This window comes from Caballeronia sp. LjRoot29 (assembly GCF_964252755.1).
In the GTDB taxonomy this organism is placed as follows: domain Bacteria; phylum Pseudomonadota; class Gammaproteobacteria; order Burkholderiales; family Burkholderiaceae; genus Caballeronia.
The window spans coordinates 25,192-45,099 of sequence record NZ_CAXUPU020000034.1 but is presented as its reverse complement, the minus strand read 5'-3'; the positions used below and the strand labels follow the sequence as shown (position 1 = coordinate 45,099).

21 protein-coding genes and 1 pseudogene are annotated in these 19,908 nt (G+C 60.9%); 4 read left to right on the top strand and 18 right to left on the bottom strand.

The window, feature by feature from the left end; genetic code table 11:
- Positions 1-8 precede the first annotated feature (8 nt).
- Positions 9-386, top strand: a complete 378-nt coding sequence (locus ACSQ83_RS28530; protein WP_414952800.1) for a DUF883 family protein — start codon at positions 9-11, stop codon at positions 384-386.
- Between the two features lie 88 nt (positions 387-474).
- On the opposite strand, the gene ugpQ is transcribed toward ACSQ83_RS28530, so the two are convergent.
- The 14 genes from ugpQ to pilM form a co-directional block, all read right to left on the bottom strand.
- Positions 475-1,218: a glycerophosphodiester phosphodiesterase gene (ugpQ, locus tag ACSQ83_RS28525; RefSeq protein ID WP_436230475.1), complete on the bottom strand. Its 744-nt coding sequence runs from the start codon at positions 1,216-1,218 to the stop codon at positions 475-477.
- A gap of 13 nt (positions 1,219-1,231) precedes the next feature.
- A complete protein-coding gene (locus ACSQ83_RS28520) occupies positions 1,232-2,314 on the bottom strand; it encodes a sn-glycerol-3-phosphate import ATP-binding protein UgpC (RefSeq protein WP_436230474.1) in 1,083 nt (360 codons plus the stop codon).
- Between the two features lie 10 nt (positions 2,315-2,324).
- Positions 2,325-2,633, bottom strand: coding sequence for an antibiotic biosynthesis monooxygenase family protein (locus tag ACSQ83_RS28515; protein WP_436230473.1), 309 nt, complete (start codon positions 2,631-2,633; stop codon positions 2,325-2,327).
- Between the two features lie 14 nt (positions 2,634-2,647).
- Positions 2,648-3,493: a sn-glycerol-3-phosphate ABC transporter permease UgpE gene (gene ugpE / locus ACSQ83_RS28510; RefSeq protein WP_436230472.1), complete on the bottom strand. Its 846-nt coding sequence runs from the start codon at positions 3,491-3,493 to the stop codon at positions 2,648-2,650.
- Complete coding sequence (ugpA, locus tag ACSQ83_RS28505; protein WP_165092696.1) at positions 3,490-4,374, bottom strand: sn-glycerol-3-phosphate ABC transporter permease UgpA; 885 nt, start codon at positions 4,372-4,374, stop codon at positions 3,490-3,492. The genes ugpE and ugpA overlap by 4 nt, the downstream gene beginning before the upstream one ends.
- A gap of 7 nt (positions 4,375-4,381) precedes the next feature.
- Positions 4,382-5,704: a sn-glycerol-3-phosphate ABC transporter substrate-binding protein UgpB gene (gene ugpB, locus ACSQ83_RS28500; protein WP_414952795.1), complete on the bottom strand. Its 1,323-nt coding sequence runs from the start codon at positions 5,702-5,704 to the stop codon at positions 4,382-4,384.
- A 75-nt stretch (positions 5,705-5,779) separates the two neighbouring features.
- Positions 5,780-7,006, bottom strand: a complete 1,227-nt coding sequence (locus tag ACSQ83_RS28495) for a deoxyguanosinetriphosphate triphosphohydrolase (protein WP_436230471.1) — start codon at positions 7,004-7,006, stop codon at positions 5,780-5,782.
- Positions 7,007-7,424: 418 nt separating this feature from the next.
- Entirely contained in the window at positions 7,425-8,501 is a 1,077-nt protein-coding gene (aroB, locus tag ACSQ83_RS28490) for a 3-dehydroquinate synthase (RefSeq protein ID WP_436230492.1), read from the bottom strand.
- 8 nt (positions 8,502-8,509) lie between these two features.
- Positions 8,510-9,016, bottom strand: coding sequence for a shikimate kinase (locus ACSQ83_RS28485; protein WP_414952839.1), 507 nt, complete (start codon positions 9,014-9,016; stop codon positions 8,510-8,512).
- Positions 9,017-9,168: 152 nt separating this feature from the next.
- The gene (locus ACSQ83_RS28480) at positions 9,169-10,656 is read right to left on the bottom strand and encodes a type IV pilus secretin PilQ (protein ID WP_436230491.1); all 1,488 of its coding nucleotides are present in this window, start codon (positions 10,654-10,656) and stop codon (positions 9,169-9,171) included.
- 229 nt (positions 10,657-10,885) lie between these two features.
- A complete protein-coding gene (gene pilO / locus ACSQ83_RS28475; protein ID WP_436230470.1) occupies positions 10,886-11,620 on the bottom strand; it encodes a type 4a pilus biogenesis protein PilO in 735 nt (244 codons plus the stop codon).
- A complete protein-coding gene (locus ACSQ83_RS28470) occupies positions 11,617-11,937 on the bottom strand; it encodes a hypothetical protein (protein ID WP_436230469.1) in 321 nt (106 codons plus the stop codon). Before ACSQ83_RS28470 ends, pilO begins: the two co-directional genes overlap by 4 nt.
- Positions 11,934-12,299 (bottom strand): hypothetical protein, encoded by a 366-nt coding sequence (locus ACSQ83_RS28465; RefSeq protein WP_436230468.1) that lies wholly within the window; start codon positions 12,297-12,299, stop codon positions 11,934-11,936. Before ACSQ83_RS28465 ends, ACSQ83_RS28470 begins: the two co-directional genes overlap by 4 nt.
- Before the next feature lie 15 nt (positions 12,300-12,314).
- Positions 12,315-13,319: a type IV pilus biogenesis protein PilM gene (pilM, locus tag ACSQ83_RS28460; RefSeq protein ID WP_436230467.1), complete on the bottom strand. Its 1,005-nt coding sequence runs from the start codon at positions 13,317-13,319 to the stop codon at positions 12,315-12,317.
- Between the two features lie 302 nt (positions 13,320-13,621).
- Between pilM and ACSQ83_RS28455 the strand changes: the two genes are divergently transcribed.
- Positions 13,622-16,027, top strand: coding sequence for a penicillin-binding protein 1A (locus ACSQ83_RS28455; protein ID WP_436230466.1), 2,406 nt, complete (start codon positions 13,622-13,624; stop codon positions 16,025-16,027).
- Between the two features lie 42 nt (positions 16,028-16,069).
- Here ACSQ83_RS28455 and cyaY read toward each other — a convergent pair whose 3' ends face one another.
- Complete coding sequence (cyaY, locus tag ACSQ83_RS28450; protein WP_414952788.1) at positions 16,070-16,387, bottom strand: iron donor protein CyaY; 318 nt, start codon at positions 16,385-16,387, stop codon at positions 16,070-16,072.
- A 35-nt stretch (positions 16,388-16,422) separates the two neighbouring features.
- On the opposite strand from cyaY, the pseudogene ACSQ83_RS28445 reads away from it, so the two are divergent.
- Positions 16,423-16,494 (top strand): annotated as a pseudogene (locus ACSQ83_RS28445) (hypothetical protein); the annotation flags it as partial.
- 20 nt (positions 16,495-16,514) lie between these two features.
- Here ACSQ83_RS28445 and ACSQ83_RS28440 read toward each other — a convergent pair.
- The gene (locus ACSQ83_RS28440; RefSeq protein ID WP_436230494.1) at positions 16,515-16,802 is read right to left on the bottom strand and encodes a hypothetical protein; all 288 of its coding nucleotides are present in this window, start codon (positions 16,800-16,802) and stop codon (positions 16,515-16,517) included.
- On the opposite strand from ACSQ83_RS28440, the gene lysA reads away from it, so the two are divergent.
- The gene (gene lysA / locus ACSQ83_RS28435) at positions 16,801-18,063 is read left to right on the top strand and encodes a diaminopimelate decarboxylase (protein ID WP_436230465.1); all 1,263 of its coding nucleotides are present in this window, start codon (positions 16,801-16,803) and stop codon (positions 18,061-18,063) included. The two genes, ACSQ83_RS28440 and lysA, sit on opposite strands and share 2 nt — an antisense overlap.
- 83 nt (positions 18,064-18,146) lie before the next feature.
- Here the strand turns inward: lysA and msrQ are convergent, their stop codons facing one another.
- Both msrQ and msrP read right to left on the bottom strand, forming a co-directional pair.
- The gene (gene msrQ, locus ACSQ83_RS28430) at positions 18,147-18,812 is read right to left on the bottom strand and encodes a protein-methionine-sulfoxide reductase heme-binding subunit MsrQ (RefSeq protein ID WP_414952786.1); all 666 of its coding nucleotides are present in this window, start codon (positions 18,810-18,812) and stop codon (positions 18,147-18,149) included.
- A 15-nt stretch (positions 18,813-18,827) separates the two neighbouring features.
- A complete protein-coding gene (gene msrP, locus ACSQ83_RS28425) occupies positions 18,828-19,817 on the bottom strand; it encodes a protein-methionine-sulfoxide reductase catalytic subunit MsrP (protein WP_436230464.1) in 990 nt (329 codons plus the stop codon).
- Between the last annotated feature and the right edge of the window lie 91 nt (positions 19,818-19,908).

Genomic DNA, 19,908 nt, shown 5'->3' with positions numbered 1-19,908 from the left:
GCGATCCTATGAACGCATTCCCCAATACGCGAGATGCCCTCGGAGATTCATGGAACTCCACCAGCCGTCGTGCACGCCGCATTTCGCGTCACAGCAAAGACGCGGCGCAGGACATTGGCGGCGAATTGCGCACGCTGATTTCGGAGATTGAAGAAACGCTGTCGGAAGGGACGTCGGCCGACGTCGCCGCATTGCGAGCTCAACTGGGCAAGAGCGTGGACTCAGCACGCGCACGTTTGAACGACACACAAGATGCCGTTCGCGCCCGCGCGAATGCGGCGCTAGCCGATGCGGACACCTACATTCACGACAAACCGTGGCAAACCATTGCCCTGGTTGGCGGCCTGGCGTTGGTAGCCGGCGTATTGCTGGCCCGCGCCCGCTAAGCCATTTGCTGCATCGATGAAAAAACCGCGCGCAGGAATCGCTTCCGGCGCGCGGCTTTTGTTCGCTCGCGCCCGTTCGTCGCTTTGCTCAGTCCAGGAAATCCGCGCCGATCACATCGATACGATCCGTGCAGATCGCGTCCACGCCCCACTTCGCAAGCTCACGCGCCCGCTCCGGGTCGTTGACAGTGTAGGCCAGGATCCGCAAGCCGGAGTCCTTGATCTCCGCGACCAGACGTTCGTCCAGCGTCTTGTGATCCGCGTGCAGCGATACGCACGCCAACGCCGCGGTCTGGGCGCGCCAGTCGGCTGGAATGGCTTCGTAGAGCATGCCGCGCGGCAGATCGGGGGCAGCCCCGGTGGCGGCCTCAAGCGCAGCGTATGAAAACGACGACAACAGCGGCGCCGGTTCTGCCGTTGACCACAGCCGCGCCGCTTCCTGCGCCACTAAAACACCCGTTTCAACGTCACGCCCTTCGCATGGCTTGATTTCGATATTTGCCGCCAATCCGTGCGCAAAACATCGTTCCGCGACCTGGACGAGCGTCGGCATGCGCGCGCCGGCGAAACTTGGATCGAACCAGCTTCCGGCATCGAGTTGCTCGAGTTCTTCGTAGCGAAGGTTTTTCGCCGTGCCACGCCCGTTCGATGTGCGATCCACCAGGTCATCGTGTAGCAAAAACACAACGTTATCCGCCGATAACTTCGCATCGAATTCGATCATTTTCAGACCGAGCCGCGCGCCGGTATCGATACCGTCAAGCGTGTTTTCCGGCGCAACCTTCCCGCCACCACGATGCGCGACGATGCGCGGATAGGGCCAGATTTTCATCGTTTTTCCTGTTCTAGTTCACGCGCAAGCCGGTCGCCGGATCGAAGATATGCAGGCGATGCGCCGGCAACGCCACTTCCAGCGCGTCGCCTCGCGCGGGACGATGTTCGTGCGGCAAGCGCACCGCGACGTCATGCTTGCCCCAACGTCCGTGCGCCAGATTGTCGGCGCCGAGGAGTTCGCAGGAATCAACCGTCAACGATACATGCGCGCTCTGCTGTTCGGGCAGCATGTGTTCCGGCCGAATGCCCAATACCCACTCACGGCCCTTCAGATCCTGTTGCAGCGACTGCATGCCCGCGAGCGGCAAGCGTGGCCCGTTACCCGCAACTTCAAAACTCGAGCCATCGTCTGAGACACGGCCTTCGAGCAGATTCATTGCCGGCGAGCCGATAAAACTCGCAACGAATACGGTCGCCGGACGCTCGTAGACTTCGGTCGGCGGCCCGATCTGCTCGGCACGGCCGCGATTCATCACGATCACGCGCTGCGCGAGCGTCATCGCCTCGATCTGATCGTGCGTCACATAAAGGCTCGTAGTCGCTAGACGCGCGTGCAGCCGCTGGATTTCCAGCCGCATTTGCACGCGCAACTTGGCATCGAGATTGGACAGCGGCTCGTCGAACAGGAAAACGGCCGGTTCGCGCACGATCGCGCGGCCCATTGCCACGCGTTGCCGCTGGCCACCGGACAACTCGCGCGGCTTGCGGGCGAGCAGCGGTTCCAGTTCCAAAATCTTCGCGGCATTCTGCACGCGCCGATCGATTTCCGATTTACTCACGCCGCCGATCTTCAGCGCGTACGCCATGTTCTGCGCGACGCTCATGTGCGGATACAGCGCGTAGTTCTGGAACACCATCGCGATGTCCCGGTCCTTCGGCTCAAGCGTATTCACCACCTTCTCGCCGATGGAAATCTTCCCTTCGGACACGCTTTCCAGCCCCGCGACCATGCGCAGCAAAGTCGATTTTCCACAGCCGGACGGACCGACCATCACGACGAATTCGCCGTCCGTCACTTCCACGTCGATGCCGTGCAGAACGAACTGTTTGCCGTCGTAAGTTTTCTTGACGCCTTGAAGGCTCAGTGCAGCCATCGACCCGCCTTCATTTAAGGGCGCCCGCGACCGTCGCAAAATGCGCGACCGCGACACCCGGTTCATAGAATTTATGCAGCAGCTCGCGCCACGTCTGGTAGTCGGCCGAGCCGCGAAAACCTTCCTCATGCGCCGCGACCGTTTCCCATCGGACGAGCAGCACGTAATGCGAAAAGTTGTTCGCGTCGGCGCCGCGCACGAGTTCGTGCGAGAGAAAGCCCGGTTGCGCCGAGATGATCTTTTCGGCTTGAGCGAACGCCGTTTCGAACGCGGCCTCTTCGCCTGCCTTTACCGGCAATTGAGCAACTTCAAGGATCACTGAATGAGCCTCCGTTATTTTTCGGAATCGACGAGACCGCGCACAAACCAGCGCTGCATCGTCAGCACGACCGCGAGCGGCGGCAACATGGCGAGCAGCGTGGCCGTCATGACCAGATGCCATTCCGTGGCGGTGTCTCCAGAAGCGATCATGCTCTTGATGCCGACCACCGCTGTTTGCAGCGACTGGTCGCTCGTGATCAGGATTGGCCACAAATACTGGTTCCAGCCATAGATGAACGTGATCACGAAAAGCGCGGCAATGTTCGTCTTCGACAGCGGTAACACCACGTCCCACAAGAACCGCAATGCGCCGGCGCCGTCGATGCGCGCCGCCTCCATGAGTTCATCGGGCAGCGTCATGAAGAACTGGCGGAACAAAAACGTTGCCGTCGCCGATGCAATCAACGGCAGCGTCAGGCCGGCGTACGTGTTGCTGAGATGCATCGATGAAACGACCTGGACTGTCGGAAAAATCCGCACTTCCACCGGCAGCATCAGCGTGATGAAGATGAGCCAGAAGGCCAGGTTTTTAAACGGGAAGCGAAAAAACACAATGGCATAGGCCGACAGCATGGAGATAGCGATCTTGCCGATCGAAATCACCAGCGCCATGACCAGGCTGTTCAGCAGCATGTGGCCGAACGGCGCTGCCGCGTTGCCGCTGCCGTGCGTCCAGATATTCGCGATGTTCTCGAACAAATGCGTGCTCGGAACGAGCGAGATCGGCACGCTGAATACTTCTTTTTCGCTCATCGTGGCGGCGCAGAACGCGATGTACACCGGAAACACGACCAGCACCACGCCCACGATCAGCACCGCGTGGCAAAACAGGTCAAAACCGCGACGGTTCTCGATCATGAGTACTGCACCCGACGTTCAATAAAGCGGAACTGCACGACCGTCAGCGCCACCACGATCACCATCAGCACGACCGACTGAGCACCGGAACTGCCGATATCGAGACCTTGGAAGCCTTCAGCGAAGATCTTGTAGATAAGCGTTTTTGTGGACTGGGCGGGACCGCCGCCGGTCGCTGCATCGATTACCGGGAAGGTATCGAAGAAGGCATAGACCACGTTCACGGTCAGCAGAAAGAAACTCGTTGGCGAGAGCAACGGCAACGCAATGCCGAAGAACCGCCGTACCGGCCCGGCGCCGTCAATGGCGGCCGCCTCGATCAGCGAACGCGGAATGGCCTGCAAACCGGCATAGAAGAACAGAAAGTTATAGCTGACCTGTTTCCACACCGACGCCAGCACGACCAAAAACATGGCCTGGGAGCCGTTGAGCGCGTGGTTCCAGACAATGCCGTATTTCGCGAGCGCATAGGTCACGAGACCAATGCTCGGATTGAACAGGAACGACCACAGCACAGCGGCAATCGCGGGCGCAACCGCGTACGGCCAGATCAAAAGCGTCTGGTACAGCTTCCTGCCACGCGTCACCCGATCGGCGCACGCGGCCAGCAGCAGCGAAATCACGAGACCCGACACGGTCACGAGCGTGCAGAAGATGATGGTCGTGTTGAACGACGCGAGGTAAAGCGGATCGGTGAAGATCTGCTTGAAGTTCGCCAGCCCCACAAACTCGCTCGATGTCCCGAACGCGTCCTGGGTCTGCGTGGCCTGCCACAGCGCCTCGCCGGCCGGCCACAGGAAAAAGAGCGCGGTGATGGCGAGTTGCGGCGCGACCAGCAGATAAGGCAGCAGGCTCGTATTGAACCGCGATCGTTTTTCCATGGCGAGTTTAGTTTCCGGCCTTTTCGAAGCGGCGCAGCAAGTCGTCGCCACGCGATGCCGCCGAATCAAGCGCGTCCTTCGGCGTTTTCTTGTCCGCCCAGACCTGCTCGAGTTCTTCGTCAACAATCGTGCGGATCTGCGGCATGTTGCCCAGACGCAAGCCCTTCGTGAACGGCAGGGGCGGCTTGTTCAGCATCTGTTTGATCGCGGTATCGGCGCCGGGATTCTTTTCGTAGAAGCCCTGCTTTTGCGTGAGCTCGTAAGCGGCCGTCGTGACCGGGAGATAACCCGTGTCCTGATGCCACTTGGCGGCAACGGCCGGCGACGTCAGGTAAGCCAGGAACTTGGCGACACCCTTGTACGTTGCAGCATCCTTGCCGGACAGAACCCAAAGACTCGCGCCGCCGATAATCGCATTCTGCGGTGCGCCCTTCACGCTCGCGTCGTACGGCATCATGCCCGTGCCGAAATCGAATTTCGCGTACTTCTTGATGTTGGCAAGCGAACCCGACGAGTTGGTGAGAATGCCGCAATCGCCGCTATAGAACTTCGATACCGGCTCGTCCTTCCGGCCGACGTACGTGAATGTGCCGTCCTTCGCCATGTTCTGCAGGAACTGGATGTGCGCGATCTGCAGCGGCTTGTTGAATTCGAGCACAGCGTTGGTGCCATCGAAGCCATTATTCTGTGATGCGAACGGCAGTCCGTGCCACGCACTGTAGTTCTCTAGCTGAATCCAGCTCTGCCAGCCCGACGTATAACCGCATATGCCAACCGCTTTCAGCTTTTTCGAATCGGCTGCGACTTCTTCCCAGGTTTTCGGCGGATGAGTCGGATCGATACCGGCTTTCTTGAACGCGTCCTTGTTGTAATAGAGGACAGGCGTGGAGCTGTTGAACGGCATCGAAATCAGGTGACCGGTTTTCGAGTCGCTGTAATAGCTGGCGATGGTCGGCACGAACGCCTTTTCATCGAGCGGAACGCCGGCTTGCTTGAATACGTCGGAGACCGGAATGACGGCCTTCCTGGCCTGAATCATTGTGGCCGTGCCCACTTCGTACACCTGCAGGATGGCCGGCGCGTTGCCGCTGCGATACGCCGCAATGCCCGCAGCCATGGTCTGATCGTAGCTGCCCTTGAAGACCGGTACGATCTTGTAGTCGCTTTGCGACGCGTTGAAATCGTTTGCGATGTCATTGACGCGCTCGCCGAGCGCGGATTCCATCGCGTGCCAGAACTGGATTTCAGTAGCGGCTTGTGCCTGACTGGCGCTAAAAGCAAATACAGCGGCAATGGAAAAGGCGCTGACCAATAACTTGCGACTACTCATGAGTAACCTCTCCTCGAACCCCGGTGGAGTTTTTTTGATTGGGACAAACGCAGAACGCGTCTGGAACGCGGCATTCTAATTGTCGTCTATGACGAATAGACGTCCATATTCTTTTAACGCGTATCGATCCGTCATGCCCGCGATGTAATGCGCGATCAGGCGTGCCTGCGTGCTGCCGGAAGCAGCCTCGCTGCCGCGGGGGTCGTTGGCAGACTCCTCGCCGATCGGACCGCGCGCCTGATAAGCCGGCGGCAGCAGGCGCGGGTCGTCGTTGAACGCCTTGAAAAGGCCGCTCACCACGCGCCCCGCTTTGTTAGCCATCCGCATGACCCGGTAATGGCGATACAGGTTCTTGTACAGGAAGCGCTTGAGTTCGGTCGCCTGGGCCGCGACGGGCTCGCTGTGCGTGACGAGCGCCGGAGCATTGCGCACGTCATCGACGGATTGCGGATTCAAGCGCGCCAGATTCTCGCTGGTCGACTCGATCAGATCCACGATCAACGTGTTGATGATTCGACGGATGGTCTCGTGAATCAGTCTTCGCCCTTCGATATCCGGATATTCGCCGCGCGCGACTTCGTAGTGCGTCTGCCACAACTCGACATCGGCCAGTTGCTCGAGCGTGATCAGCCCGGAACGCAGGCCGTCATCCACGTCGTGGTTGTTGTAGGCAATTTCGTCGGCAACGTTGGCGATCTGGGCTTCTATCGACGGCTGCTTGCGATTGAGAAACCGCTCTCCCAGCGCGCCGAGCTTCAGCGCGTTTTCATGCGAGCAGTGTTTGAGAATGCCTTCACGAGTTTCGAAGCAGAGATTCAGACCGTCGAACGCGCCGTAGTGCTCTTCGAGTTCATCGACAACCACAAGGCTCTGCAAGTTGTGCTCGAAGCCGCCGTGATCTCGCATGCATTCATTCAGCGCATCCTGTCCGGCATGGCCGAACGGCGTATGGCCAAGATCGTGCGCCAGCGAAATGGCTTCGACCAGATCTTCGTTCACGCGCAGGTTGCGCGCCACAGAGCGCGCGATCTGCGCGACTTCCAGACTGTGCGTCAGACGCGTGCGAAACAGGTCGCCCTCGTGATTGACGAAAACCTGCGTCTTGTATTCGAGCCGGCGGAAAGCCGTCGAGTGAACAATGCGATCTCGGTCGCGCTGGAACTCGGTGCGCGCAACAGGCGGTTTTTCTTCGAAGCGGCGGCCACGCGACTCGGCCGAATGCGCGGCATACGGGGCGAGATGCGCCTCGAGCGCGAAGGGCGTCGGCGTGATGCTGGAAAACTGGAATGTCTTGTCGCTCACCGGCTGCTCCGAATCATCGTTGCTTCGTTGTTTGCTTCTTTGTTTTTGCTTGCTTGGGACTTGGCTTGGTCGTGGGTTTAACGTGTTCTCTGCGGCAACGGTTTTGTTTCGGTGCAGCGTTTGATGGTGCAGAGTCAGCGCGATGGAAAGTCAGCGCCATGCTCGAATCGCTTGTCTCTCGCGGCTTGGCGGTCGCTCCAACCCGGCGTCATGTGCTTCATGGCGATGGCCGCGCCTCGACCTGGGTCAACGAAGCCAGCGCGAATGGCCTCAATATCCGGAAGGTAGTGCGTAGTACGGCTTGCGTGTTGCGTAAGCGATGGTTTCTTCTTCACCATGGCTACCGGCAATATCTGGCAAGCGCCAAGAAAACTAACCCCCGATTGAACGCCGACATCTCGCAGCGAAATTCAGCCGCTCAGACGCTGGCCGCGAGCGTTGCGCGCACTACCTCGTCCGGTGCCCCGGTGATCTTCGTACTACCGAAACGCTCGAGCAGGATGAATTTGATCTCGCCTGCTTCGGCTTTCTTGTCGACCTTCATCAAGTCGATATACCGATCCGCGCCCAGCGCCGGTGCCTTGACCGGCAGCTTTGCCGCAGCGATCACGCGCGTGAGCCGCTTACGTGACGCTTCGTCGAGCCGGCCGAGCCGGACGGATAGATCCGCCGCCATCACCATGCCGCATCCAACCGCCTCGCCATGCAGCCATTCGCCGTAACCGAGGCCGGCCTCAATCGCATGACCGAACGTGTGACCGAAATTGAGAATGGCGCGCAAACCGCCTTCGCGTTCGTCGGCCGCGACGACCGAAGCCTTCACCTCGCACGAGCGCTTCACCGCATGCGTCAGCGCAGTGGCGTCGCAATCGTTCAACGCCGGAATGTTAGCCTCGATCCAGTCGAAGAATTCGCTGTCTGCAATTGCGCCGGTCTTGATCACTTCCGCGATACCCGCGGCGAGTTCACGCGGCGGCAGCGTCTGGAGCGCGCCAATATCCGCGATGACCGCTTGCGGCTGATAAAACGCGCCGATCATGTTCTTGCCGAGCGGATGATTGATGCCAGTCTTTCCGCCCACCGATGAATCGACTTGCGCGAGCAACGTGGTCGGCACCTGGATAAACGGCACGCCGCGCATATAACTGGCGGCGGCAAAACCCGTCATGTCGCCAATCACGCCGCCGCCCAGCGCAATCAGCGTGGTCTTGCGGTCGGCACGCTCGGTCAGCAGCGCGCTGAAGATCTGGTTCAGCGTCTCGAGATTCTTGTGAGCCTCGCCATCGGGTAAAACGATGGTCGTGACTTTCTTGCCGAGCGGCGCGAGCGCGACGCGGAGCGCATCGCCGTAAAGCGGATCGACGGTCGTGTTGGTGACAATGACCACCGACGAGCCCGCGATATGCGGCGCGAAGAGCTCGGTCCGGCCAATCAGCCCGGCGCCGATATGGATGGGGTAGGCGCGATCGCCCAGTTCGACGTTGACGGTAATCATGGCGGACATTATGACGTAGCCGGTTTCACGATGCCGGCCATCTCCAGTTGCATCAACACCATGTTGACGAGGTTATTCACGGTCGGCCGGCCAGTTTCCACGATGAAATGCGCGCACTCCTGATACAGCGGATCGCGCGTCTTGTAGAGCGCTTCCAGCTTGCCGCGCGGGTCGTCCGTCTGCAGCAGCGGCCGGTTTTTATCGCGTCGCGTGCGTTGCCACAATTCGTGCGGCGTGGCGCGCAGGTAGATCACCAGCCCGCGACTCTTCAGATGTTCCCGATTCTCCGCGCGGAGAATCGCGCCGCCGCCCGTTGCCAGCACAATGTTCTCGCGCCGCGACAACTCGTCGATCACATCCGCTTCGCGCTGCCTGAAACCGTCTTCGCCTTCGACTTCCCAGATTACCGGGATGCGCGCGCCCGTTCGGGCCTCGATTTCGTGGTCGGAATCGATGAAAGAGCGCTGTAACCGGCGCGCGACCGCCCGCCCCACGGTGGTCTTTCCAGCCCCCATGAGTCCGACAAAAAATACGTTCGCGTTCGCTTGCCCGGCTTCCAACTCGCTTCCTTTTGCATTGATTCCGGTCCCGATTCTGGTCCCGTTCGTGCGGGAGCTTAAGGGCAAAAGCCCCGCTTTGTCGAGTCGGAAAGGCTTGCCGGCGGCCCTCACAGACGCGCTGGAACGATGTGCGGGGTAATGAAAATGACCAGTTCGCTGCGTGAATTACGGCGCGCGGTATGACGAAAAAGCCAGCCCAATACCGGGATTTTACCGAGCAGCGGGACCCTCGTGACATCTTCGCGCTCGTCGGTGGAATATATCCCGCCGATTGCCACCGTGCCCCCGTCCTCCACCTCAACGCGCGTCTGGACGTGCTTGGTGTTGATCGCCGGGCCCGCCGCCGTCTGCTCGCCGACGCTGTCCTTCGATACATCGAGATCCAGGATCACGTGTCCACGCGGGGTTATTTGGGGCTCGACTTCCAGTTTCAGCGCGGCGCGGCGAAACTGGACACCTGAGACGCCATTGCCGACTTTCGCCTGATACGGCAATTCCGTACCCTGCTCGACCACCGCCCTCACGCGACCCGCTGTGATCACGCGAGGACTCGACACAATCTCGCCGCGGCCCTCGTTTTCCAGCGCGCTCAACTCGACGTTCAGCAAGCGTGTAGCTTGCGCGGCGAATAGCGTCAGACCTGCCGTCGCGGCGTCGAAACCGCCAATCGGCCCCGCCGATAGATCGAATACCGCGCCCTCGGCGCCCGCTACAAGGCCGCGTGCAGCGGCGTCGCCGGTGGGCGTCATCGACAGTTTCACCCCGAGATTGCGCGAAAGCCCGGTGTCGCCTTCCACGATGCGCGCCTCGATCATCACCTGCGGCGTCGGCTGGTCGATGCGCGCGATCAGCTCTGCGATCTGCGCGACACGGGCGTCCAGGTCGGTCACGAACAACAGGTTGGTGCGGGCATCGGCCATGACAGAACCTCGCTTCGATAACACCCGCTGGCTGCCCGTGCCGGTCAGGAGCTTGCGGACGTCGTCGGCACGCGGATAGCGCAGAACGAACGTACGGCTGGCGAGCGGCTCGAGATCCGCTGCTCGCGCATGCGCTTCGTAACGAAGGCGCTCGCGCGCTGCCAGTTCGCTGAGCGGCGCAACCCAGATGACGTCGCCGTGGCGCTCCATCGCCAGGCCGTGGACGTCGAGCAGCGTGTCGAACGCGCGCCGCCACGGCACATCGACGAGATTCAGCGAGACGGTCCCACGGATCTTCTCGCTCGTCACGACGTTGACGCCCGAAAACTTCGCGAAGGTTTGCAGCACGGCGCCCAAGCCGGCATTTTTCAGGTTCAACGAGATCGGCTTGCCGTCCTCGATCGACGTAGCTGCGGAATCCACCGAGCCACGGCTCATACGCTCGACAGGCGGCAACGGGGTCGGTGGCCCTTCCAGCGCAGGCGTGGCATCAGGTGTGGCGACTGGAGCAGGCGTGGCGGTTGTTGAAGCTGGCGTCAGCCACGCAGTGTCCTCGTCGGGCACTTGCACAGCGACAGCCGCAGGCACTTCAACCGCGAACTGATCCGTGGGCAGCGTCTCTGGAAACGGCTCGGGCAAGGGTGGCAAAGGAGGAATTGCGGCGTGGGCGGTCATGGCCCCCAGCAAGAGTGCGGTCGCGATACCACACGCCCAAATGTTCCACCGAAAAACGATTGCCGCCCCGCGAATAGCCCGAAGCGCCACGCTTACCGGACGCCCTGACAACAGCAAAAGGCGGAGCATCTTCATGGCCGATCATCCGAAAAACCGATCGTCCGCGCAACGCCGTTGCGGCTGAGCTCTATCGAACGTGAACGGACATTGCCAAACCGCTCGTCGCCAATCATCTGGCCCGGCAAAAATCCATCGACACCCGTAGCCGACTCAACCAGCGCCATCCCGCGACGCCAGGCACGCAAGGTACCGCAAGCAGCATTGCGCCTCCATCACCCACGCCCGTACCGTTCTTCACACCAAATGGATCGATAGCAAACGCGTCCCGGCGTGACGGCTCCGGCCGCGTGACCGCCGGGAGGTCCTCGAATACCCTGAGCGTCGCATCGAGGGCAAGCGCATTCGCCGCTCGTTTCATTTGTACATCTGCCGGAACGACGAGTCTTGGCAGCCCTTCGAGCGCATCGAGAAACCGCCTGATTTCCCCGAACGAACCTTCGGCGCGAAATTTCTGCGGCCGCTCGATCTCGATCCCGTCGCCCTTCTGAGCCGACGGTTCGATCATGCCGATCCGCAAACCGCTCTGAGCGGCGAGCGCAGTCAGTTCGTGCAGTGCGTCGGCAACGGTCCAGCGGATGAGCGGCCCACCATCGCCTGAACGCGTGCGCATTGCAGGTAAGTGCGCAGTCACTGCTCGCGCCCGGTCCAGGCGTTGCTGCACGTCGTGCAATGCCGAACGGCTTGCCTCGGTTCCGCCTGGATCGGAGGAACGCCACAATGACACGCCTGCAGCAAACAGCAGCGCAGCAACCACGGCGCTTGTGAGCGCGATCCTAAAACCGCTCCATGCGTCCAGAGGCTGTAGCAATTCAAACCCGTGGGAGGATTTAGCGAAGCGGTTCATCGCGGACTCCGGCTAGCAACCTTCGGCTTCGACGACGCCTCACGTCTCGCGGTATTCAAGAGCTTTGGCGTTGCGTCTCCTCCGGCGCTACGCGTCCAATGCACGACCGCGATGAAATCGTAGGGGCTCGTCTTGCCTTGCAAATGGCCCGCATTGGGCTTCGCGACAGCCAATGCTGAGGGCTGTACAGCAACGACCCGCCGCCGCATTTCCACGATCTCCACCGCCCCTACACCCGCCACCTTTTCAAGCCCTTTCAGCCACGCGGCGGCCGCGTGCGAATCCGGCGCGCTGGCGGCAAGCTCCACCTCGCTCACGCGCTGGTCACCCGCTGCAAGCCGATATTCCCCTGCGATGTCCCCCGCGCGAGCGCGTCGAGCAGGCCGAGAAACCGGGCGCGCGGTTCGGCTAGTGGCACGGCGGCGCTCTGCGCGCGCCGCTCCAGCGCCCGCCGCTCGACCAGACGCGCATGCTCCGCGATCGGCCCGTTCAGTTGCCGCAGCGCCATGTCCAGCGAGTCTCGTTTCTCTTCTATGTGCATCCGCTCCAGCGCATCCCAGCCCGCCACCGCGCCGACCGCAGCACATCCAAGCCAGACCGGCGCCTGCGAGCAGCGCCAGCGCCTGGTTGCGAGCTCGACGCCGCGCACCCGATCGATACGGCAGCAGATTGAAGGCATGCAAACCCACCGCGCTCATGGCATCACCTCGCGCAGCGCAAGGCCCATCGCGACCGCGAAAAGCGGCGAATGCGCGAGACGTTGGTCTACCCGTTGCGCGCCATTGCAAAACGGCGCGCATTCAAACGGCATGACAGGGCAACCGAACAACGCGGCAAGCATTGGCGTTGAAACACCCGCGCGACCGAGCAGCTCGATATCCCCGCCGATATAAATCCAGCGCACGTCCGGATCGTCACCGACCAGATCCGTCAGCGCTTCAGTCGCGCTCGAATACTCCGGCGCCGGATAACGCACTTCGTTCTCCACACCGTCCGGCCCGATAACCCAGGCATGCAACCCGGCGGTCTCTACCCAGCAAGCGACAAAACGGTCATGCGGATCAATCTCCATGCGTGCCGAATAACGCAAGGCCTGCAGCGCCGCGCACGGTTCGCCATCGATCGCACTCAACATAATGTTCGCGGCCGCCGCCGTTTCCACGCGCGACTCAACGAATTGCCTCCCTGTGGCCGCAATCAATACCTCGGTCTCGCCGTTCGCGCCCGCCTGGATAGACCAGTCGACTGCCAGCGCGCCTCGCTCGATCCCCGCCACGCGCTCGACTTCTGCCAGCACAGCCGGTCCAAGCAAGCCACGTGGATCGCGCCCCGACAATGCCGAAATGGCCATCTGGCTGGACTGCGTAAGCCGCGCGAGCGGCGCTCGCGTGGTCAGCGTGGCCGATGCCAGCAACGCCATTGCGCATCGCAGCGAGCGCAGTGCGCCTCGCGCTGGCAGCCGTGAAAACGCTTCTCGCAACGCCGCCGTGATAGCCGGCTGGTCGATGAAATCTCCGCCGATCACCACGCCCGGTTCAAGCAGGACCTCCTCCAGCCGCTCGACGCAAACCGGCCGGTTCGCGTGCAACCGCTTGCTGACAACAGCGAACCGCAGCGCCCCTTCGGTAATGTCGATACCCGCCGCGAACCGGCGCGTAACGGTCAGGACCGATCCGCGCAATAGTGTTTCCGTACTCATGCTCACCCTCTCTTTCCCGGCCGCGCACCGAACTGTTCGGGCGCTGGCAATGAAGCGATTGTGAGCAGCCGCGGCGGTTGCCACCATTCGGCCAAGTGGCTAACGTAAAGGGAAGAGGAGCGTAAGAGGCTCCCATGCCGGTGGGCACGAAACAAGCGATGCAAACGTTAGCTGTGGCAGTCCGTCAACGCTTATCGTGGCAAAGAGGCTTCGTCGCAACCTGCGCGCAACACCCCCAGTAAGCCGGACGAAAGCCGTAAAGTTGGGCAGCTATAATCGCGGGACCGTTTTTTGGTGGTGCCATGCAATCTCAGTCTCCGTCGTCTCCTCCGTCCCGTCGTCCCGATTTCCCGAAGCGTGTTCGCCCGCTCTGGATCAGGCTTCTGCTCGGATTGTTAATTTGTATTGTCGGGCTTATTGTCAGCGCGGGGCTCGTGCTTGGTTACGCGCTGGTGGTGGCCCAGCCCAACCTGCCGTCGCTCGAGGCGCTCACCGACTACCGCCCGAAAGTACCGCTGCGGGTCTACACGGCAGACCATGTGCTGATTGGCGAATTCGGCGATGAACGACGCAGCGTCGTGCGTATCCAGGACGTGCCCGATTACCTCAAGAAGGCGGTGCTCGCCATTGAAGACGCGCGTTTCTACGATCACGGCGGTGTCGACCTGACCGGTATCCTTCGCGCCGGCACGGTGGCGTTGACGAACGGCCACGCGTCCCAGGGCGCAAGCACGATCACCATGCAAGTCGCGCGAAATTTCTTCCTGTCGAGCGAAAAAACCTACACCCGCAAGATCTACGAAATGCTGCTCGCCTACAAGATCGAGCGCGCGTTGACGAAAGACCAGATTCTCGAGGTCTATATGAACCAGATTTATCTGGGACAGCGCGCCTATGGTTTCGCGAGCGCCGCGCGGGTTTATTTCGGCAAGGACCTCAAGGACATCACGCTTGCCGAAGCCGCCATGCTCGCCGGCCTGCCAAAAGCGCCTTCTGCGTACAACCCGGTCGTCAATCCGAAGCGCGCAAAAGTGCGCCAGCAATACATCCTGGAACGCATGCTCGAACTGCATTACATCACGCAGCAGCAATACGAAGACGCAGCCAAACAACCGCTAGTGGTGAAGGGCGCCGGGCGCGAGTTCAGCGTGCACGCCGAGTACGTGGCGGAAATGGTGCGCCAGATGATGTACACGCAGTATCGCGAGGAGGCGTACACGCTGGGCCTGAACGTGGTGACGACCATCGATTCCGCCGATCAGGACGCGGCGTATCGCGCCGTGCGCAAAGGTCTGATGGACTATGAGCATCGGCACGGGTATCGCGGGCCGGAAGCGTACATCGATCTACCCGTGGATCCTGACGATCGCGAGCAGGCTATTGACGATGCCTTAGTCGATCATCCCGATAACGGCGAGATCGTCGCGGCGGTCGTCACTGAGGCTAGTCCGAAGCAAGTGAAGGCGAGTTTCATCGATGGCAACGCGGCAGTCGTTCAAGGCAACGACTTGCGTTTTGTCGCCAGCGCGCTCAGCACGCGGGCGCAGCCGAATCAGCGTATCCGGCCGGGCGCGATCGTGCGCCTGATGAAAAACGACGACGACAACTGGATCATCACGCAGCTGCCGCAAGTAGAAGGCGCGTTCGTTTCCATCGTGCCGCAGGACGGCGCGATCCGCGCGCTGGTGGGCGGCTTCGACTTCAACAAGAACAAGTTCAACCACGTCACCCAGGCCTGGCGCCAGCCGGGTTCGAGCTTCAAGCCGTTCATCTATTCGGCGTCGCTGGAAAAGGGCTTGTCACCGGCAACCATCATCAACGACGCGCCGCTCTACTTCAGCGCCGCTGAAACGGGTGGTCAGGCGTGGGAGCCGAAGAACTACGGCGGCGGTTTCGATGGCCCCATGGCCATGCGTACCGCGCTGATGAAATCGAAGAATCTGGTTTCCATCCGCATCCTGAACAACATCGGTCCCAAGTACGCGCAGGGTTATGTGACGAAGTTCGGCTTCGATGCCTCACGTCAGCCCGCATATCTGCCGATGGCGCTCGGCGCAGGCCAGGTCACGCCGCTGCAAATGGCGACGGGGTATTCGGTGTTCGCGAACGGCGGATATCGTGTGAATCCTTATTTGATCGCCGATATCACCGACCCGCGCGGCGCCGTGGTCTCGCATCCACAGCCGCTGATCGCCGGCGACACCGCGCCGCTCGCCATTACGCCGCGCAATGCCTACGTGATGAACAGCTTGCTGCAGAGCGTGGCGCAGCGCGGCACCGGCGCGAGAACGAACCAGTTGAAGCGCACGGACCTTGCCGGCAAGACGGGCACGACGAATGACTCGCACGATGCGTGGTTCGCCGGATACCAGCATTCGCTGGTGGCCATCGCGTGGATTGGGTACGACGCGCCGCGCAGTCTCGGCGACAAGGAAACGGGCGGCGGACTCGCGCTGCCGGTGTGGATGGACTACATGAGCCGGGCGTTGCGCGGCGTGCCGGAATACAAATCGACCATGCCGCCCGATGTGGTCTCGCTAGGCGGCGAACTCTATTTCGACGACATGACGCCGGGCCATGGTTTCATCGCAACTATTGGCGTAAGTCAGGCCGTGCCTGAAGACGTCAGCGGCACATCGACGGCGCCCGCGCCGCAAGTGGGCGAGCAGGAAAAGCAGGACATCATGAATCTGTTCAAAGGGCAGTAAGCCCTGAGCTCAGGCCCCGGGTGTTCCGGGACCTGAGCTCAGTCAAGCTGAAAACCGAATCGGCTCGCCAGCCTGTTCGCTCGCGTACTGGCTGAGCGCTTCAAAAAACTCGCTGCCGTCGCGCGTGTTGCGCCACGCGCCGTCCACATACCGGTAGTGAAAACCGCCCGATTTTGCCGCGAGCCAGAGCTCGTGCATCGGCGGCTGCAAGTTGACGATCAGCTTCGTGCGGTTCTCGAATTCGAGCGTTAAAACATTGCCGCTGCGTTCGAATTCGACATCGGCTTCAAGGCCGTCCACGTCCCGCTCGATGGCCGCCAGCGCAGCCTCGGCGAGGGTCAGGTATTCGTTGTCGGTCATGCTAAACTCCATCGATTAATTAGTCAGGGACAGCAATGCAAGTCGTCTTCCGGATGAGCGCGATTGTAGCGGCTTTGGCCATTTCCGCCGGCACGCTGCTCGCCGCCTGTGGTCAGCGCGGACCGCTTTATATGCCCGTCGCGCCGCCGATTCCGGCTCGTCCCGCCAGCTTGCCGCCGTTGCCGGCGAGCAATGCGGCCACGCCGGCAGCAGCATCGTCGGCCTCTTCTGTCGATAGTACCGGCGACGTTCCCGACACATCCGGCACGGCGCTTTCGCTCTCCCCCGACGACAATCTGAAATCATCACCTTCGTCGGCATCGGCTCCCAAAGCCGCGTCCTCCGGCGAATAATCGTTGCCATTGCGCGCTTGAGCCCAACTGGCCAAGCGCGTCAGCAGAACCAGAAAACTCATGACTCAATCCGTGTTCTCGCGCGCCGAAGGCGTGCTGCAGGTCGAAGGCGTTTCGGCCACGTCGCTGGCCGACCAGTTCGGCACACCGCTCTACGTATATTCACGCACTGCGTTGAGCGACGCGTATAAAGCTTACGCCGATGCCTGCATTGGCCACCGCGCCACGATCCACGTGGCCGTGAAAGCCAACAGCAACCTCGCGGTGCTGAACGTATTCGCACGATTGGGGGCGGGGTTTGACATCGTCTCGTCGGGTGAATTGGCGCGCGTGCTGGCTGCCGGCGGCAAAGCGGAAAACACCGTGTTTTCCGGCGTCGGCAAGACGGCGGCTGAAATGCGCGAAGCACTTGATGCCGGCGTGAAGTGCTTCAACGTCGAGTCCATTGCCGAACTGCACGCATTGAACGAAGTGGCCAAGGCCGCGGGCAAGCAAGCGCCGGTGTCGCTGCGCGTGAATCCGGATGTCGATGCCAAGACGCATCCGTATATCTCCACGGGCCTCAAGTCGAACAAGTTCGGCGTGGCTTTCGCCGATGCGCGCGCAACGTACGCGCAAGCTGCGGCCATGTCGAATCTCGACGTGATCGGGATCGACTGCCACATTGGTTCACAGATCACCGAAGTGAGCCCATATCTCGATGCCGTCGACAAATTGCTGGACCTCGTCGAGCAGATCGAAGCGGACGGCACGAACATTCATCACGTCGATGTCGGCGGTGGTCTCGGCATTACGTACGATGACGAAACGCCGCCGGCTATCGGCGAATTCGTGAGCGCGGTGCTTGCGCATATCGATGAACGCGGGCACGGTCATCGCGAAGTGTATTTCGAGCCGGGCCGCTCGCTGGTCGGCAATGCGGGCTTGTTGCTCACGCGCGTGGAATACCTGAAGCCGGGCGAGGAGAAAAATTTCGCCATCGTCGACGCGGCCATGAACGACCTCGCGCGCCCCGCGATGTATCAGGCGTTTCATCGCATGGAAGCAGTGGAAAAGCGCGCGACGAAAGCGCAACTCTACGACGTCGTCGGCCCTGTTTGCGAAAGCGGCGACTGGCTCGGCAAGGATCGGGAACTCGCGATCGAACAAGGCGATCTGATCGCGATCTTCTCGGCGGGCGCGTACGGTTTTGTCATGAGCTCGAACTACAACACGCGCCCACGCGCCGCCGAAGTGATGGTCGATCGCGAACGTGCTCGGCGAGTGCGTGAACGCGAAGAAGTGAAGCAGTTGTTCGCGGGCGAATCGATTTTCCCAGACTGATTTCGGTCGATCTGATCAGCATAAAAAAGGGCGATGCCATTTGAGCACCGCCCTTTTTTCATGCGCGTCGGATTACGGATCAGCTAAACCGCGCGTGCTTGCGTGATCCGCGAGCGCAGCCACACAATCACCCGCCACGCCAGCAACACCACCACGATCGCGCCATAGATCTTCGGCAAGATGAGATCGTGCTTACCCGCTTTCATCCACCAGAAGTGCAGGATCGCAAGCACAGCGATCGGATAGATGAGCTTATGCAGCGTTTGCCAGCGGCGCCCGAGTTTTCTGAGCATCGCTTTCGGTGACGTCACGGCAAGTGGGATCAGCAGCACGAACGCCGAGAAACCAACCAGGATGAACGGCCGCTTGACGATGTCTTTTAGGATGGCGAAGACATCGAACCATTTGTCGAACCAGACGTACGTGGTGAAGTGCAGCACGACATAGAAGAACGCGAATAGCCCGAGCATCCGCCGAAAACGCAGCAGCGCATTCAAGCCGGTCAGCCGGCGAACCGGCGTGACGGCAAGCGTGATGCACAGGAACACGAGCGTCCACAGCCCAGTCGAGCGAGTAATGAATTCGATCGGGTTCGCGCCCAGACCGCCCGTGAAACCCAGCAGGACGATACGCGCCAGCGGATACAAACCGCCCAGAAATACAGCCACTTTCGCCGGCACGATCCAGTTCGTGCCGCCTGCGGCAGCGCGTGGTACTGGCTTTGTTTTGACATCGGAAGCCACAGCCATCCTCTTCCCCTAAACCTAGAAATTCGCCTTGAGATCCATGCCGCGATACAACGACGCAACCTGGTCACCGTATCCATTGAACATCAGCGTCTTGCGCTTCGGCGTGAAGAAACCGTCCTCGCCAATACGCCGTTCCGTTGCCTGACTCCAGCGCGGATGATCGACGTTCGGATTCACGTTCGAGTAAAAACCGTACTCTTTCGGCGCATATTCGCTCCAGCTCGTTTTCGGCTGTTGCTCGACAAATCGGATCTTCACGATCGATTTCGCGCTCTTGAAGCCATATTTCCATGGCAACACCACACGCACCGGCGCGCCGTTCTGATTCGGCAGCACCTCACCGTACAAACCGACGGTCAGCAGCGTGAGGGGATTCATCGCCTCGTCCATGCGCAAACCTTCGGAATACGGCCAGTCGAGAATGGGATCGGACAGCCCAGGCATTTGCGAGGGATCTGCGAGCGTGATGAATTGCACGTACTTTGCGTTGCCCGTCGGCTGTGCGCGCTTGATGATCTCGGAGAGCGGAATGCCGATCCACGGAATCACCATCGACCACCCTTCCACGCAGCGCATCCGGTAAATGCGTTCCTCGAGCGGCGCGAGTTTCACGATTTCATCGATGTCATACACCTTCGCGTTCTTGATCTCGCCTTCCACCGATATCCTCCACGGCCGCGGACGCAGCGTGTGCGCGTTTTGCGCCGGATCGGCCTTGTCGGTGCCGAACTCGTAGAAGTTGTTGTACGTCGTGATGTCCTTGAACGGCGTCACTTTATCCAGCGCGACAAACGTCTTGTTCGTGGTCGCGGCGAGCTTCTGACCCTTTGCATCGGGCGATGTCATCGCCGCAAGCGCTTCGCCATTCATGCCGACAAGTCCCGTCGCGGCCAGCGCACCCGCAGCACGCAACACGCGCCGACGGTTCTCGAAGAACGCGCGCGGCGTGATCTCGCTTCGGGCGATGTCGTCGCCGAAAAGCTGGCGTGTGTGTTTCATAACCATTTCGATGCTCCTGAAATCCTTGTTACGCCCTGCGACAACCTCGCCGCCGCTCTACCTATATTCGTGGCAAACACCGAATCGGTTTCAGCTA